Source organism: Rhizobium sp. SRI_017 (assembly GCF_057586295.1).
The window spans coordinates 302,579-318,734 of the sequence record NZ_JBYCZP010000006.1; the positions used below are offsets into that span (position 1 = coordinate 302,579).

At 61.9% G+C, this 16,156-nt stretch carries 19 protein-coding genes; 11 read left to right on the plus strand and 8 right to left on the minus strand.

All coding sequences use genetic code 11. The features are described from left to right. Positions 1–65: 65 nt before the first annotated feature. Positions 66–2,786 carry a preprotein translocase subunit SecA gene (secA, locus tag AC2YI2_RS16320; protein WP_487387539.1) on the minus strand — a complete coding sequence of 907 codons (2,721 nt, stop codon included), beginning with the start codon at positions 2,784–2,786 and terminating at the stop codon, positions 66–68. 236 nt (positions 2,787–3,022) lie between these two features. On the opposite strand from secA, the gene AC2YI2_RS16325 reads away from it, so the two are divergent. From AC2YI2_RS16325 to AC2YI2_RS16345, 5 genes are all read left to right on the plus strand, one after another. Further along, entirely contained in the window at positions 3,023–3,880 is an 858-nt protein-coding gene (locus tag AC2YI2_RS16325) for a peptidylprolyl isomerase (protein ID WP_487387540.1), read from the plus strand. Positions 3,881–3,952: 72 nt separating this feature from the next. Beyond that, a complete protein-coding gene (gene argJ, locus AC2YI2_RS16330; protein ID WP_487387541.1) occupies positions 3,953–5,188 on the plus strand; it encodes a bifunctional glutamate N-acetyltransferase/amino-acid acetyltransferase ArgJ in 1,236 nt (411 codons plus the stop codon). Next, the gene (locus tag AC2YI2_RS16335; RefSeq protein WP_487387542.1) at positions 5,169–5,948 is read left to right on the plus strand and encodes a GNAT family N-acetyltransferase; all 780 of its coding nucleotides are present in this window, start codon (positions 5,169–5,171) and stop codon (positions 5,946–5,948) included. Before argJ ends, AC2YI2_RS16335 begins: the two co-directional genes overlap by 20 nt. Further along, entirely contained in the window at positions 5,945–6,373 is a 429-nt protein-coding gene (gene mutT / locus AC2YI2_RS16340) for an 8-oxo-dGTP diphosphatase MutT (protein WP_487387543.1), read from the plus strand. Before AC2YI2_RS16335 ends, mutT begins: the two co-directional genes overlap by 4 nt. A 117-nt stretch (positions 6,374–6,490) precedes the next feature. After that, on the plus strand, positions 6,491–6,808 hold the full coding sequence (locus tag AC2YI2_RS16345) for a hypothetical protein (protein WP_487387544.1): 318 nt from the start codon (positions 6,491–6,493) through the stop codon (positions 6,806–6,808). Positions 6,809–6,863: 55 nt separating this feature from the next. Here the strand turns inward: AC2YI2_RS16345 and AC2YI2_RS16350 are convergent, their stop codons facing one another. Then, positions 6,864–7,721, minus strand: a complete 858-nt coding sequence (locus tag AC2YI2_RS16350) for a methyltransferase domain-containing protein (protein WP_487387545.1) — start codon at positions 7,719–7,721, stop codon at positions 6,864–6,866. Positions 7,722–7,774: 53 nt separating this feature from the next. On the opposite strand from AC2YI2_RS16350, the gene AC2YI2_RS16355 reads away from it, so the two are divergent. The 6 genes from AC2YI2_RS16355 (at position 7,775) to AC2YI2_RS16380 (ending at position 12,971) form a co-directional block, all read left to right on the plus strand. Beyond that, positions 7,775–8,575 (plus strand): ComF family protein, encoded by an 801-nt coding sequence (locus AC2YI2_RS16355; RefSeq protein ID WP_487387546.1) that lies wholly within the window; start codon positions 7,775–7,777, stop codon positions 8,573–8,575. Positions 8,576–8,609: 34 nt separating this feature from the next. Next, a complete protein-coding gene (gene grxC / locus AC2YI2_RS16360) occupies positions 8,610–8,870 on the plus strand; it encodes a glutaredoxin 3 (protein WP_487387547.1) in 261 nt (86 codons plus the stop codon). Positions 8,871–8,872: 2 nt separating this feature from the next. Then, positions 8,873–9,721, plus strand: a complete 849-nt coding sequence (locus tag AC2YI2_RS16365; protein ID WP_487387591.1) for a carbon-nitrogen hydrolase family protein — start codon at positions 8,873–8,875, stop codon at positions 9,719–9,721. A 4-nt stretch (positions 9,722–9,725) separates the two neighbouring features. Then, the gene (locus tag AC2YI2_RS16370) at positions 9,726–10,154 is read left to right on the plus strand and encodes a DUF1178 family protein (RefSeq protein ID WP_487387548.1); all 429 of its coding nucleotides are present in this window, start codon (positions 9,726–9,728) and stop codon (positions 10,152–10,154) included. A 127-nt stretch (positions 10,155–10,281) separates the two neighbouring features. Next, a complete protein-coding gene (locus tag AC2YI2_RS16375) occupies positions 10,282–11,694 on the plus strand; it encodes an oligosaccharide flippase family protein (protein ID WP_487387549.1) in 1,413 nt (470 codons plus the stop codon). A 47-nt stretch (positions 11,695–11,741) separates the two neighbouring features. After that, entirely contained in the window at positions 11,742–12,971 is a 1,230-nt protein-coding gene (locus tag AC2YI2_RS16380; RefSeq protein ID WP_487387592.1) for a GNAT family N-acetyltransferase, read from the plus strand. Here AC2YI2_RS16380 and AC2YI2_RS16385 read toward each other — a convergent pair. From AC2YI2_RS16385 to ccmB, 6 genes are all read right to left on the minus strand, one after another. Further along, complete coding sequence (locus AC2YI2_RS16385) at positions 12,949–13,272, minus strand: HigA family addiction module antitoxin (RefSeq protein WP_487387550.1); 324 nt, start codon at positions 13,270–13,272, stop codon at positions 12,949–12,951. The genes AC2YI2_RS16380 and AC2YI2_RS16385 overlap by 23 nt on opposite strands. A gap of 15 nt (positions 13,273–13,287) precedes the next feature. Then, complete coding sequence (locus AC2YI2_RS16390; protein ID WP_487387593.1) at positions 13,288–13,572, minus strand: type II toxin-antitoxin system RelE/ParE family toxin; 285 nt, start codon at positions 13,570–13,572, stop codon at positions 13,288–13,290. A gap of 69 nt (positions 13,573–13,641) precedes the next feature. Further along, positions 13,642–14,238, minus strand: coding sequence for a DsbE family thiol:disulfide interchange protein (locus tag AC2YI2_RS16395; protein WP_487387551.1), 597 nt, complete (start codon positions 14,236–14,238; stop codon positions 13,642–13,644). Then, positions 14,235–14,417, minus strand: a complete 183-nt coding sequence (ccmD, locus tag AC2YI2_RS16400) for a heme exporter protein CcmD (RefSeq protein ID WP_487387552.1) — start codon at positions 14,415–14,417, stop codon at positions 14,235–14,237. Before ccmD ends, AC2YI2_RS16395 begins: the two co-directional genes overlap by 4 nt. Next, a complete protein-coding gene (locus AC2YI2_RS16405) occupies positions 14,414–15,175 on the minus strand; it encodes a heme ABC transporter permease (RefSeq protein WP_487387553.1) in 762 nt (253 codons plus the stop codon). Before AC2YI2_RS16405 ends, ccmD begins: the two co-directional genes overlap by 4 nt. 69 nt (positions 15,176–15,244) lie before the next feature. Further along, positions 15,245–15,904 (minus strand): heme exporter protein CcmB, encoded by a 660-nt coding sequence (gene ccmB, locus AC2YI2_RS16410; protein WP_487387554.1) that lies wholly within the window; start codon positions 15,902–15,904, stop codon positions 15,245–15,247. Between the last annotated feature and the right edge of the window lie 252 nt (positions 15,905–16,156).

Here is a 16,156-nt window from a genome sequence, read left to right on the forward strand (position 1 = left end):
CGACGGGTTTGTCAGCAGGCTGAAAGTCGCCCGATGGGGCCTTCACATAATTGTTAACAGCAAATTTAGGCCGCCTGGTAGGCGCCGTGGCAATGCTTGAACTTCTTGCCCGAACCGCAGGGGCATGGCTCGTTGCGGCCGACCTCGCCCCAGCTCGACGGATCGTTCGGGTTGCGGGTCGCGTCGCTCGCGGCAAACATGCTGCCTGATATCGGCGTGCCCTCGAGGAAGTCATCCTCGCCGGTGGTGGCGTCGAAGTGATGGCCTTCCATCTCCGGAAGGTCTTCCATCGGCGGCGCATTCTGCACCAGCTCGACGCGCATCAGCTGGCTGACAACCGTATTGCGCAGGTTGGCGAGCAGCGCCTGGAACAGTTCGAAGGCTTCCTGCTTGTATTCCTGCAGCGGATCACGCTGGCCGTAGCCGCGGAAGCCGACCACGGAGCGCAGGTGATCGAGATTGACGATATGGTCACGCCACAGGCCGTCGAGGGTCTGCAGAAGCACCGAGCGCTCGACATAGTTCATCAGCTCTTCGCCAAAGCGCTCGCGTTTTTCCTTCACTTCCTCGTCGACGGCAGCGCGGATGCGGGCGGAAATCTCTTCTTCCGCAATGCCTTCCTCGGCCGCCCACTCATCGATCGGCAGGTCGAGATTGAGCGTCTTGAGCACTTCCTCGCGGAGTCCCTTGACATCCCATTGTTCGGCATAGGCGCGCTCGGGCATGAAGCGCGGCGTAATCGACTGGATCACTTCCTCACGCATGTCCTCGACCATTTCGGTAACACTGGTCGCGTCCATCAGCTCGAGACGCTGTTCGTAGATCACCTTGCGCTGGTCGTTCAGAACGTCGTCGAACTTGAGCAGGTTCTTGCGGATGTCGAAGTTGCGGGCTTCGACCTTCTTCTGCGCGCGTTCGAGCGCCTTGTTGATCCAGGGATGCACGATCGCCTCGCCTTCCTTGAGGCCGAGCCGCACCAGCATCGTGTCCATGCGCTCGGACCCGAAGATGCGCATCAGGTCGTCCTGCAGCGACAGGAAAAACTTCGAGCGGCCCGGGTCGCCCTGGCGGCCGGAACGGCCGCGGAGCTGGTTGTCGATGCGGCGGCTTTCGTGGCGCTCGGTGGCGAGAACGTAGAGACCGCCTGCAGCGATCGCCTTGCTCTTCAGCACCTGAACTTCCTCCCGGATCTTCGCCTCACGGGCGTCGCGCTCCGCGCCGGGCTCGACGTCACCGAGTTCCTGCTGGATCCGCATGTCGGGGTTGCCGCCGAGCTGGATGTCGGTACCGCGGCCCGCCATGTTGGTGGCGATCGTTATCGCGCCAGGCACGCCGGCCTGGGCGACGATGAAGGCTTCCTGCTCGTGGTAGCGCGCATTGAGGACCTTGAAATCCGTGAAACCTTCCTTGCGCAGGCGCTCGGCAAGATATTCGGACTTTTCAATAGACGTTGTGCCGACGAGTACCGGCTGGCCGCGCTTGGCGGAATCCAGGATGTCTGCGATGATCGCCTTGTACTTCTCTTCGAAGGTCCGGTAGACCTCGTCATCCTCGTCGATACGTTTGATCGGCAGGTTGGTCGGGACTTCCACGACCTCGAGACCGTAGATGTTGCCGAATTCCTCCGCCTCGGTCGACGCCGTACCGGTCATGCCGGCGAGCTTGGAATACATGCGGAAATAGTTCTGGAAGGTCACCGAGGCCAGCGTCTGGTTTTCGGGCTGGATAGAGACCTTTTCCTTGGCTTCGAGCGCCTGGTGCAGGCCTTCGGAGAAGCGGCGGCCCGGCATCATGCGGCCGGTAAACTCGTCGATGATGACGATTTCGTCATTGCGGACGATATAGTCCTTGTCGACGGTGAAGAGCTTGTGGGCCTTGAGCGCATTGTTGACGTGGTGGACGATCGCCACGTTCTCTACGTCATAGAGCGACTCACCCTTGAGGTGGCCGGCTGCGCGCAGCAGGCCTTCCAGCTTCTCGGTGCCGGTCTCCGAGAAATTTGCCGAGCGCTGCTTCTCGTCGATTTCGTAGTCTGTGGTATCGAGCTGCGGGATGAAAGCGTCGATCAGCATGTAAAGATCGGATTTGTCTTCGAGCGGGCCAGAGATGATCAGCGGCGTACGCGCCTCGTCGACCAGGATCGAGTCCACTTCGTCGACGATCGCATAATTGTGGCCGCGCTGGACCATCTGTTTCTTCTCGAACTTCATGTTGTCGCGGAGATAATCGAAGCCGAGTTCATTATTGGTGCCGTAGGTCACGTCGCAGGCATAGGCGGTGCGGCGTTCGTCGTCGCTGATGCCGTGCACGATCACGCCGGTGGTGAGGCCGAGGAAGCTGTAGACCTGGCCCATCTGGGCCGAGTCGCGCTGGGCGAGATAGTCGTTGACAGTGACGACATGCACGCCCTTGCCGGTCAGCGCATTGAGATAGACAGGAAGTGTCGCGACCAGTGTCTTGCCTTCGCCGGTCTTCATTTCGGCGATCGAATTGTCGTTGAGGATCATGCCGCCGATGAGCTGGACATCGAAGGGCCGCATGCCGAGTGCGCGACGGGCGGCTTCGCGGGCCACGGCGAAGGCGGGGTTCAGGATGTCGTCGAGCGACTTTCCTGCTGCCAAAGCCGCCTTGAACTCGTCGGTCTTGGCCCGGAGCTCTGCATCGGAAAGCGCCTTCATCTGCGGCTCGAGCGCATTGATCTGTTCGACACGAGGCCTGTAGGACTTGACGCGGCGTTCGTTAGAGGAGCCGAACAGTTTGCGGGCGATACCGCCGAGACTGACCATCTGTATGGTCCTTTCCAAGATTCAGTTCGAGTTGCTTGCCGTGGAAACGGCTAAACCCGACAAAAGACGTACTAGCGAGCGTCTATATTCACGCTGCCAAAGCTGCGAGACAGATAAGAGGGGGGCTCTTGCATGTCAACGGGAACAGGTCGAAGTCTCGCTTTTCCGATTGCCTTTTGACCTGAAAAATGCAAATCCCGGACCCGAATTTCTCACAACAGGAAAGTGGTCTGTCTATGTCCCGCAACAAGCTGATTGCCGCCGCCGCGCTCGTCGCGCTTACGGGAATGACCCTTCCCGCGCTGGCGGAAGACGCCAAGGATTCGGTGATCGCCAAGATCGACGGTGTCGAAGTGACGCAGTCCGATCTCTCTCTGGCGATCGACAACCTCGATCCCCAGCTCGCCCAGCTTCCCGACGACCAGAAGAAGCTTGCCGCACTGTCGACCGTCATCGATGCGAAGTTGATCGCCGAGAAGGCCCGCGCCGAGAAGATCGAAGACACGAAGGAATTCAAGGACCGCCTCGAATTCATCGTCGATCGCGAATTGCACAATGCGTATTTCAAAAAGCATGTTGTCGACACGATTACCGATGCCGACATCAAGAAGCGGTATGACGCAGAAATCGCCAAGCTGCCGCCGGTCGAGGAAGTTCGCGCCCGTCACATTCTGGTGAAGACCGAGGACGAAGCGAAGGCCGTGATCAAGGAACTCGGCGAAGGCAAGGATTTTGCCGAACTCGCCAAGACCAAGTCGACCGATCCGAACAAGTCCGATGGCGGCGATCTCGGCTATTTCAAGAAGGGCATGATGGTGCCTGAATTCGAGAAGGCTGCCTTCGAAATGAAGAAGGGTGACGTCTCGAAGACGCCGATCAAGACACAGTTCGGCTTCCATGTCATCAAGGTCGAGGACAAGCGCAATGCGCCGCCGCCGGAATTCGAGCAGGTCAAGGACCAGGTCAAGCAGATCGTGCTGCGCGACAAATATATGGAAGTGCTGAAGGCAACCAAGTCGGCCGCCAAGATCGAAATCGACGACCCGGCGCTCAAGAAGGCTTACGACGAAGCCAACAAGGCACCGGCCAAGTAATCTGCGCAGCGGCACCCGTGACCGCGGGTGCCGCTTCCGTCATCTCTGCCGCTCACGCACCGGACGAGGACCATGTCGCACGCCGTTTCCCCGCTCGCCCCGAAGTCCTATCCTGATATGCCCGCCATCGATGGCGTGCGCATGGCCACGGCCGAAGCCGGAATCAAGTACAAGAACCGCACCGACGTGCTGATGATGGTGTTCGACCAGCCGGCCACCGTTGCCGGCGTTTTCACCCGTTCGAAATGCCCGTCGGCTCCGGTAGATTTCTGCCGCGCCAATCTCGCTGCCGGCAAGGCCCGGGCCGTCGTCGTCAATTCCGGCAATGCCAATGCCTTCACCGGAAAGAAGGGGCGCGAGGCCACAACACTTACAGCGCAGTCGGCGGCGGAAGCGGTGGGTTGCTCGACTTCAGAGGTTTTCCTCGCCTCGACCGGCGTCATCGGTGAGCCGCTCGACGCGACGAAGTTCGCTGGCGTGCTCGGCGACATGAACGGTCGCGCCAAGGGTGATTTCTGGCTGGAGGCCGCCAAGGCGATCATGACCACGGATACCTATCCGAAGGTCGCGACCCGCTCGGCCGAACTCGGCGGCGTCACGGTAACGATCAACGGCATCGCCAAGGGTGCCGGCATGATCGCGCCCGACATGGCGACGATGCTGTCTTTCGTCGTCACCGATGCCGACATGCCGGCCCCGCTGCTGCAGGAACTGCTTTCGCGAGGCGTCGGCGCGACCTTCAACGCCGTGACCGTCGATAGCGACACGTCGACCTCCGATACGCTTCTGCTGTTTGCCACAGGCGCGGCGACAAGCCGCGGCCAGAAGATCGTTGCTTCCGCTGAGGACACAGCCGCTTTTGCCGATGCGCTCAACGCCGTGCTCAAGGATCTGGCGCTGCAGGTGGTGCGCGACGGGGAAGGTGCACGCAAGATGGTCGAGGTTACCGTGACCGGCGCCGAGAGCGATGCCAGCGCCAAGCGTATCGCGCTTTCGATCGCCAATTCGCCGCTCGTGAAGACCGCGGTGGCCGGCGAGGACGCAAACTGGGGCCGTGTGGTGATGGCTGTCGGCAAGGCCGGTGAGCCCGCCGATCGCGACCGTTTGAAGATCTGGTTCGGTGATGTTCGCGTCGCCGTCGATGGCGAGCGCGATGCCGGCTATTCGGAAGCAGCCGCCTCCGCCGTGATGAAGCAGCAGGATATTCCCGTCAGGGTCGATCTCGGGCTCGGCCAAGGCACAGCTACCGTCTGGACCTGCGACCTGACCAAGGAATATGTCGAGATCAATGGCGACTACAGAAGCTGAGCGGCCCTATCTGCCGCTCGTACGCCGGCTCGAGGCCGCGGGCTTCCGGGCATGGCCGGCGGCCCAGGTCAGTTTCGATGGAAGCTGGCAGCTCAGGCTCACGCCCGGTCATCCCTCCAAGCGGCTGAGCAGCCTCGTGCCGCTCGATCCCTTCGATGAGCGCGACATGGAAGCGCGTGTGGCCGCGGCCGAACGCGCTTTCGCGGCAAATGACCTGCCGACTGCCATCCGGCAGTCGCCGCTCTGCCCGCCTGGCCTGCCGCCGCTCCTCGAACGTCTCGGCTGGCATCGCGGCTATGATACGCTTGTGATGATCGGCGACCTCGACACGCTCGATCTCGGCACCAGCATCGATCATCTGCCGACCCATGACATCCAGCGCTTCGCGGAGGCCTGTGTTCGGATCGACAAGGCACGTGACACGACGCCAGCGACCGTCGCCTCGATCATCTTGGCCATCGAGCCCACCGCTGGGCTGTTCCTTATGGATGGTCCATCAGGTCCGACCGCGGTTGGCATTTGCGTCCATGATTTCGATCTCGCCGGCATCCAGCAGGTGGTGGTCGAACAATCCGTCCGGCGGCAGGGTCTTGGCCGCGAGCTTGTGTCGTCGGCCTTACGCTGGGCGCGCCTGCGCGGTGCTCGGCAGGCCTGGCTGCAGGTACTCTCCGGCAATACCAACGCCATCAATCTCTACGAGTCCATGGGTTTCAAGACAGCCTATAGCTACGCCTATTGGCAAAAGGAGGCATGGGCATGAGTGATGTGGGCAGGAGCGAAGTCAAGAAGATCGTTTTGGTCGCGGCCTGCGCGCTGATCGATGCAGACCGCCGCGTGCTGATTGCCCAGCGCCCCGAGGGCAAGCCGATGGCCGGGCTCTGGGAGTTCCCCGGTGGAAAGGTCGAGCAAGGCGAAACGCCGGAGGAGACCCTGATCCGGGAGCTTGAGGAAGAGCTTGGGATCATCACCCAGGTGCCCTGCCTCGCGCCGCTGACCTTTGCGTCGCATGCTTACGAAGATTTCCATCTCCTGATGCCGCTCTACATCTGCCGGCGGTATGAAGGCATCGCCCGCGGCCGTGAAGGACAGGCGGTGAAGTGGGTCCGGACGCGCGATCTGCGGGATTATCCGATGCCGGCCGCAGACGAGCCTCTCATCCCGTTTCTGGTCGATCTGCTCAATTAGGGCACAGTTCTGCACAGGCTGACGGTTAAGAATCTGTTTCCGTTAAGGTTCTGTTTAGAACCGTGTGGCAAAAATCAATCTCACCTAGGAAGTTGATTTCTCTGCAGGACCGACGAAATGAACGAAGAGCACTGGCAGGAAACGCCGGAGCGTGAGTTTGTTGTGGACCGATCCAACCGGATGGGCGCCCTCAACATGGCTCTCCTTTTCGGAACAGCGGCGATCGCGCTGACACTGATCGTCACTCCCATGCTCGCCCCCGACAAGGCCGACCGCATGCAGGCGAGCACGATGGACTACGACAACATCACCACCGGCTCGGTGCCGTCGCATGACGGCAAGACCAAGCGCTACACGATCCGCCGCAGCATTCTCCAGCAGAATCCGGACGACGTCTGCATCATCCAGTCGAACGGCACCAAGAACGGCTGCTGAGCTGTTCGCCGACCGCTGACGCTTCGGAGCCCGGTTCGTCCGGGCTCCTTGCGTTTCAGGTCTTGGATCCCTTCAGCGCATCCGCCAGCCGCACCGTCGCCGAGCCCGGCTTGAGCGGCTTCGGCTGGCTTTCATGCGGCGCCCAACCCGAGAGATAGACGATGGCGAAGGTCGCGCGGATGCGGCCATCGGGATCGCCATGGCGCTCGGCATAGAGTTTTGCGGCTTCGAGGAAGAATGCCCGTGACACCGGCCGACGCGAACGATTGGCGAGCGCGTTGGTCATGCCGAAGCCGCGCAAATCCTTCATCAGGCCGAAGAGCGATTCATAGCGCACGGTGTAAGTCTCGACATCGGCGACCGGCAATGCAAAGCCGGCCCGCTGCAGCAGCGCTCCGATGCTGCGGACATCGCCGAAGGGTGCGACGCGGGGGCTTGCGCCACCGAACAGGCGCGTCTCAGTTTCGAGCAGCACGTCGTTGAGTTCGGTTAGCGTTCCCGTTGCCGGTATTGCCGCGAGGAACAGCCCGTCCGGTTTCAGTGCCCGGCGGATGCGGATCAGGCTGCCCGGCAGGTCGTTGACGAGATGCAGCCCAAGTGGCGCAAGCACGAGGTTCGCGCTGTCGGCGTCGAGCGGAACATCCTCGAAATCCTTGGCTGTCACGTCAGCGTCGCCTGTGACATCGACCCGCTGCATCGCGCCGATCTTGCCGGTCGCCACGGCCGCGCGCGCGACGGCGCCCGAACCGCCGAAGATCTCGACAGCCCGATCGAAATGGCGTTCGACCGCCATCAGCCGGAAGGCCATCTCCTCGGCGGCGATATCGAGAAGGAAACCCGCCTTGGGATCGAAGTTGCGGGCCGCACGCCGGCGTCGTTGCGCAACGAGAGATGAGTCGAAGAGGTGGTCCATGATTCTTTGCCCGTTTTCTCGCAAAGTCACAGAGGCCGGTGTATTGTCAAGGAATGACGGATTTTCATCCTCAGCCGCGCCGCCCGTTCTTTACTCCGCTCCTGGTCGAGAAGGCGCGGCATGGCTGGCGGCGCGCCTCGGACTTCCTGTTTCCGCCTACCTGCCCGGGCTGCGGCCGGGTGATGGCCGAGCATGGTGCACTTTGCCAAGTCTGCTGGCGCGATGTCGGCTTCATTGAGCGGCCCTATTGCGAGGTGCTGGGTACGCCGTTCGCCCACGATCTCGGTGCCGGCTTTCTGTCTGCCGAGGCGATCGCCAATCCGCCTGTCTTCGACCGTCTGAGGGCCGTGTGCACCTTCGACGGCGTCGCCCGCCATCTTGTGCATGGGCTGAAGTATCGCGACCGGACCGAACTGGCGCCGATGATGGCGCGCTGGATGGCGCGGGCCGGCAAGGAGGTCATCGCCGAATGCGACGTCCTCATTCCCGTGCCGCTGCACCGCTGGCGCCTTTTTTCGCGCCGCTTCAACCAGGCCGCCGATCTCGCCCGAGCGCTGGAGGCGGAAACGGGTAAGCCGATGCTGGCAAATGCCCTGCGCCGAAAACGCCGAACCGCCCAGCAGGTGGGGCTCGGCAAGGCTGCGCGCGAGGCGAATATGAAAGGTGCCTTCGAGGTGACGGCCGAGGGCAAGACGGAACTCTTCGGCAAGCGGATACTTCTGATCGACGACGTCTACACGACCGGTGCCACTGTCTCCGCGGCGACGCGTGCCTTGAAACGCGCAGGAGCCACCAAAGTCGACGTCCTGACTTTCGCAATGGCCTTTGCAAGGCAGGACGCCGGTATTATATGAGAATTCAGCGTGTTCACCCGAACGGAGACGGGAAATGGCATCTGTCGTGATCTATACGCGGCAATATTGCGGCTACTGCTCGGCGGCCAAGGCGCTACTCGAGAAGAAGGGCGTGGACTATGTCGAGCATGACGCGACCGGCAAGCCCGAGATTCGCGCCGAGATGATCGACAAGGCGCATGGCCGTACGACCTTCCCGCAGATCTTCATCAACGGCCAGCATGTCGGCGGTTGCGACGATATCCACGCACTCGACCGGGCCGGCAAGCTCGATCCTCTTCTGGTGGCGGCATGACCATGGTGAAAGTCGCAGCCGTCCAGATGTGCTCCAGCATGAGTGTCGAGCGGAACGTCGCCAGCATGGACAAGCTGGTGCGCGAGGCGCATGCCGCGGGCGCGATCTATGTCCAGACGCCGGAAATGACCGGCGCGCTGATGCGCGACAAGGCCGGGCTGCGCGCAATCCTCAGGCCCGAGAGTACCGATCTCGTCGCGGCCAGGGCGTCGTCGCTGGCGCGCGAACTCGGCATCCATGTTCATGTCGGCTCCACCGCGATCCAGCTCGATGACGGCAAGGTTGCCAATCGCGGCCTGCTGTTTGGACCCGATGGTCTTCTGGTGACCCGTTACGACAAGATCCATATGTTCGACGTCGATCTCGACAATGGCGAGAGCTGGCGCGAAAGCGCGACCTATCGCCCCGGTGAAGAGGCGCGGGTGACGGACCTGCCCTTCGGCCGCATGGGCTTCGCCATCTGCTATGACGTGCGTTTTCCACAGCTTTTCCGGGCGGAAGCGCTGGCTGGTGCCGAGATCATGACGCTTCCCGCCGCCTTTACCCGCCAGACGGGCGAGGCGCATTGGGAGGTGTTGCTCCGGGCACGGGCGATCGAGAACGGCGCCTTCGTGATCGCCGCGGCACAGGCGGGTCTGCATGAGGATGGCCGCGAAACCTTCGGCCATTCGATGATCATCGATCCCTGGGGGCGGGTACTCGCCTCTGCCGATGGGACGGGTGAAGCTGTGATCACCGCAGATCTCGATATCGCCGCGGTCGCGGCGGCGCGCCGCAAGATCCCCAATCTCCGCAATGCCAGGGAATTTCAAGTGAAGGAAGCCGCACCCATCCGGGCTGCCGTAGCGTGATGCGTTGATCCATTACTCCTTGCAATGTGAAAATGAGCATGGCTTCGAAGGCTGGTTCGCCTCGAGCGGTGACTTCGATCGCCAGCAGGAAAAGGGGCTGGTCACCTGTCCCTACTGCGAATCCAAGAGAGTCTCGAAACTGCTGATGGCTCCGAATGTCACGACCGGCCGGCAGAAGGACCGGACGCAGGCTGTCGCCATGGACAATATGCGCCGGGACATGATCACCAAGATAAAGGACGCGGTGAAGGAAATTCGCGCCAATGCTGACGATGTCGGCGAGCGTTTTCCGGAAGAGGCGCGCAAGATCCACTACGGCGAGACCGAGGCGCGCGGCATCATTGGTCAGGCCTCACCGGACGAGGCGCAGGCTCTCACCGAAGAGGGCATCGAGATTGCGCCACTGCCGGTCTTTCCAGAAGACCAGCACTAAATAAGCCAGTTCGAATTTTATGGGCCGCGATCCGGTTTTTAGGGCGGCGACCGAACCGTTTCTTAACCTTGATATGTGAGAACCTAGGACGTTCGTACCGCGTCACACATATCGAGTATTGCGTCCAATGGCCCTTCTCCAGGCATCCGGAAAGGACTTGCCGGATACCGGTTCGAGCAGGCTGAAAGGCCTGCTCGGAAGGGCCTATGGACTGCTCTCTTCGAGCGAGGGAGACGGACGGGCAAGCCGCAACGCGCTGATCGCCTTCATGATCCGCGTCGTGTCGGCAGCCATTGCCTTCGTCTCGCAGGTCATCATGGCCCGGATGATGGGCCAGCACGAATATGGCATATTCGTTTTCGTCTGGGTGCTGGTCATCCTCATCGGCAATTTCTCCTGCCTCGGCTTCCATTCCGCCCAGATCCGCTTCCTGCCGCAGTTCGAGGCGATCAACGATGTCGAGCGCATCCGTGGGCTCACGGCGACAGCGCGAATCTTTGCGCTCTTTTCTTCGACTGGCGTGCTCGCGGTCGGCGTCGTCGCGCTGCACTTCTTCAGCGGGATGATCGAACCCTACTATGTGATGCCGCTGTTCATCGCGCTGTTCATCCTGCCGATGATCGCGCTCGGCGACACGATGGAAGGCACGGCGCGCGCCAATTCCTGGGCGATCGTTGCGCTCTCGCCGACCTATATCATCCGGCCGACGCTGATCCTGGTCTTCATGCTCGCTGCTGTCTGGATGGGCGCCGCCAAGACGGCAGAGACGGCACTGGTCGCGAGTCTCGCGGCGGCCTATATCACGACGATCGGTCAGTTCTTCAACATCACCCGCCGGCTCCGTCGCCGCTTCGAGAAGGGTCCGGCCCGTGTCGAATTTGGACCGTGGTTCAAAGTCGCCGTGCCGATCTTCTTCATCGAAGGCTTCATCTTCCTGCTCACCAATTCGGATACCGTGGTGACGGGCCTGTTCCTCGCGCCGGCCGAGGTCGCAGTCTATTTTGCGGCATCCAAGACCATGGCGCTGGTGCAGTTCGTCTATTTCTCGGTCAAGGCCGCCACGGCGCCGCATTTCTCAGCGCTCTATGCCAATGATGATCGCGATGGGCTGGCGAAGTTTTCCGGCCAGAGCGTGCGCTGGGTGTTCTGGCCGAGCCTGTTTGTCGGCCTCGTGGCACTCCTGCTCGGCGACTTCCTGCTCGGCATGTTCGGCGAGGGCTTTACGGCAGGCTACGGGGTCATGGTGATCCTGTTTTTCGGCATCATGTGCAAGGCATCCGTCGGGCCCGGCGAAGTCTTGCTCACCATGGCCGGCGAGCAGGCGCTCTGCGTCAAACTTTATGTCGTGGCGCTCGCCGCGAATATCGGCCTCAACGTGGCGCTGATCCCGCTCTACGGCATCCAGGGTGCTGCTTATGCCGCAGCGCTTGCCATGCTGGTCGAGGCGATCCTGCTCCATGTCGCCGTCCGCCGCCGCCTCGGCATTACGCTGTTTGCATTCGCGCGTCCTGTCCCGCGCGCCCGTCTCGAGGAAGCCTGACCATGTCGCCGTCCCCGACACTCCACGAAGAAGCCTTCCATGCCTCGATGCAGCTCGCGCATGGCGAGATCGGTACGAGCCGCCAGCGGCCTGCCGCGGTCGCCTCGACTGCGGTCGGCAAGCCGGACCGCGTACTTTCGATCTATCCCGCGCAAACCGGATACGACCTCCAGGACGAACTGGACTTCCTGTCGAACCGGGCGATGGAGCCGAATGTCTTCTTCACCAGCCGTTTCCTGGCGCCGGCCATGCCGCGCCTCGAGGATCGCGAAATCCGCCTGGCGATCATCCGTGACGAATCCGATACCCATAGCCGGTTGAGGCTGTTGGTTCCCTTCTCGATCGAACGTCCGGGCTTTGCCATCGGCGCGCCGATCATTCGCGCCTGGGCCAATCCCTTCGGTCCGCTCGGCACGCCGCTTGTCGATGCCGAAGGTGCAGGCGAGATCATGGATCATTTCCTCGAAGCGTTGGGGCGCGAGGAAATGCGTCTTCCGTCGGTGCTGGTCCTGCCGGACCTGCGGCTCAACGGGCCTTTCGCCCAGATGGCGCGCGCCATCGCCATGTCGCGCAACCTGCCCATCGATGTCACCAACGAGCAGGTTCGGCCGATGCTGGACAGCCTCAAGGACGGCGATACCTATCTCCGGGATTCGATCAAGTCCTCGCATATGCGCGAGATGCGCCGCCAATGGGGGCATCTCGCGAAGCTCGGCGCGGCGACCTATGAAGTGGCGCGCCAGCCCAAGGATATCCGCATGCGGATGGAGGAATTCCTGCTGCTCGAGGCGAGCGGCTGGAAGGGCAAGAAGCGCACGGCCATGCTGTCAGATCGCCTGCGCGCCGCCTTCGCCCGCGAAGCCGTCAACAATCTCGCCGAGATCGACGCCGCCCGCATCCACACGATCGACCTCGACGGCAAGGCGATCGCCTCGATGATCGTGCTGATCATGAATGGCGAGGCCTATACCTGGAAGACGGCCTTCGACGAGGAATACGCCCGCTATTCGCCCGGCAAACTGCTGACCGCCCAGCTCACAGACTGGCATCTCGACGACGCCAATATCATTCGCACCGATTCCTGCGCCACATCCGATCACCCGATCATGAGCCGGCTCTGGCAGGAACGTGAGACCATGGGCACGCTGATCATCGGCCTCAAGCCGAATTCCGACCGCGAAGTCCGCCAGGTCGGCACGCAGTTGCACCTCTATCAGAACACCCGCAGCGTGGCGAAGAAGATCCGCGACAAGATCATGTCGCTGGGGCGGCGTTAGGCGGCAGCGCAAGCTCCTTGATTTCTGCAAGCTCCTTCTTCATGGCTGCGGACTGGATCTTCAGGTCGTAGCTCGTCTGCATGTTCAGCCAGAACTGTGGGGTTGTCTTGAAGAATTTGCCGAGGCGGAGCGCAGTATCGGCACTGATGCCGATCTTCTCTGCGACGATCCGCTCAACACGCGTACGGGGCACATGAAGGTGCTTGGCGAGGGCATAGGGTGTCATCTCGAGGGGGCTAAGAAATTCCTCCCGGAGAATTTCCCCTGGATGGATTGGGGGCAGCATATCGCTCAGTTTCATCACAAGCTCCTTCGGTCATTCGGGGTAGTCAACGATCTCGACTTGCTCGGCACCGCCTTCGAACCATATGAAGCAAACGCGCCATTGATCGTTGATGCGGATTGAATGCTGACCCTTTCGATCGCCCTTCAATGCTTCAAGTCGGTTTCCAGGAGGAGCGAGCAGGTCTTCGAGGTGGTCGGCTTCCTGGATCATGGAAAGCTTGCGTTGAGCAGATCGCACAATATTGGAGGGAAATCCCATTGGCGCCTTCCCAGACGCGATTGCCTCAGTCACGGAATTCTTATGCGATCGGATCATCAAGTCTCCTAGATTGGTATCATAAATTGATACCTGTTGGAGTCAATAGATTCGTCTCAACAAATGATACTAACTCTTCGCCCGGTCCAGCGCTTCCTCGATCTTCGGCATCAGCTTGTTCTTCACCGCATCATCCGTAAACGGACCCACGTGCTTGTAGAGAATCGTACCATCCTCGCCGACGAGGAAGGATTCGGGGATGCCGTAGACGCCCCAGTCGATGGCGGCGGTGCCCTTGGGATCGACGCCGATAGCGCGGAAGGGGTTGCCGAGTTCGCCCAGGAAGGCCAGCGCGGCATCGTTCTTGTCCTTGTAATTGATGCCGACGACGTTGATGCGCGGGTCCTGCGCGAGACCGAGAATGATCGGGTGTTCCTGGCGGCAAGGGACGCACCAGGAGGCCCAGACATTGACCAGCGTGAGCTTGCCCTTGATCGCGGCAGTATCGAGCGCCGGGACAGGCTGGCCCGCGCGGATGGCGCCTTCGAGCGGGGCAAGGGCCAGTGCCGGCGCGGGCTTGTCGATCAGGGCCGACGGGATGACGCTGATGTCGCGGCCGGACATGAGCTGCATGAGGAAGATGCCGGCAAGCGCACCGAAAACAATGAGTGGGATCGCGGCGACGAGGAAGCGGCGCGCTTTCGAGGGACTTGCGGCTTCGCTCACGCCTGCTCTCCGGTGGCGGATGCCGAGCGCCGCCGGATGCCCTGGGCTTCGAGGCGTGCAAGTTCGCGCTTCAGCCGGGCGCTCTCGAACCATGTATAGGCCGTGACGGCGATGAGCATCACTGCGCCGATGCCCCAGGCGGAGTAGACATAGAAGGCGTGGCTTGTGTCCACCATCATTCCCCCGCCTGCGCGGCGCGCGCTGCATGACGGCGCATGACCGCGATGCGGCGGCGCCAGATTTCGTTGCGCATGGCCATCAGATGCAGCGTGAAGAACAGCAGCGTAAACGCGATTGCCATGACCAGCAGCGGCCGGAGAAATTCGGGATCGATGGTCGGGCCGTCCAGGCGCATGACAGCGGCGGGCTGGTGCAGCGTGTTCCACCACTCAACGGAGAACTTGATGATCGGGATATTGACGAAGCCGACGAGGATCATCACGGCGCTGACGCGTGCGGCGCGACCGGGGTCGTCCATGGCGCGGTTAAACGCGATGAGGCCGAGATACATCAGGAATAGGATGAAGACCGAGGTCAGCCGCGCATCCCACACCCACCATGTGCCCCACATGGGCTTGCCCCAGAGCGAGCCGGTGACGAGTGCCAGGAAGGTGAAGGCGGCGCCGAGCGGGGCTGCGGATTTTGCCGCGACGTCGGCGAGCGGATGGCGCCAGACCAGCGTGCCGAGCGCGGCGATTGCCATGATCGAATAGCACATCATCGCGAGCCATGCCGCCGGCACATGCACATACATGATACGCACCGTCTCGCCCTGCTGGTAGTCGCCCTCGGTGGTGAAGCTCAGATAGATGCCGATGGCGAAACAGAGAGCGGTGAGGCCCGCAAGCCATGGCAGCACGACTCCTGACAGCGCGATGAAGCGTGTCGGATTGGCAAGCGAGGCAAACCGGGACTGGGTTGCGGTGGCGTCGGTCATGTCAGGTTCAATATCCTGTTTGCCACGGGGTCGCAATTGATCCGGGTCAAGCCTGCACTCACTTTCCGGTCATTCCGCGGAGGCGCGCAGTGCAAGGCTCGCGGCGAAAGGGCCGATCACCGCGAAGAACAGGCTGAGCGCCAAGAGAGCAAGGAAGGGCGGCAGGAATGGGGCCGGGTCTTCGACCGCGGCATAGACGGCCGAGACACCGAAGATCAGAACCGGAACGGTGAGCGGGAGCACGAGGATCGAGACCAGCAACCCACCGCGCGGCAACGAGACGGCGACAGCGGCGCCGGCCGCGCCGATGAAGGTGATAGCGGGCGATCCAGCGAGCAAGGTTAGTGCCAGCGCGCCGATCGCGGTCTCATTCATGTTCATGAAGAGGCTGAGCAAAGGCGAGGCGATGACCAATGGCAGCACGCTTGCGGTCCAATGCGCCCCGCATTTGACGAGGACGACCAGCGTCAGCGGCGTTTCCTGCATCATCAGGAGATCGAGCGAGCCATCCTCGCGTTCGGCCTGGAAAAGGCGGTCGAGGCCGAGCAGCGAGGCGAGCAGCGCGCCAGTCCAGAGGATAGCGGGTCCGATGCGGGAGAGCAGGTTGAGGTCCGGGCCGACGCCGAAGGGGATGATGGCAACGACGGTCATGAAGAACAGGATGGCCGTGAGCGTGCCGCCGCCGGCGCGGAAGGCGAGTTTGAGGTCACGGAGGAAGAGGGCGGTCATTGAGGGTGGCCTCCGCGGGAGGTCACGGCCGCCCGGCCCTGAAGGCTACCGGGGAACGAGAGGTCGCTGAACCCCTCACCAACTTCGGCCAAGGGCTCGCTTTGCTCACCCGGCCTGCGTATCCTCTCCCGCAAGGGGAGTGGTAGACTCGGGGCACTGGCTCTCCACAAGCGCGGACGACGCTTGTCGCACCTTACCTCTCCCCTTGCGGGAGAGGATAGCAAGCCCGAACGAGACGAAGTCGAGTTCCTG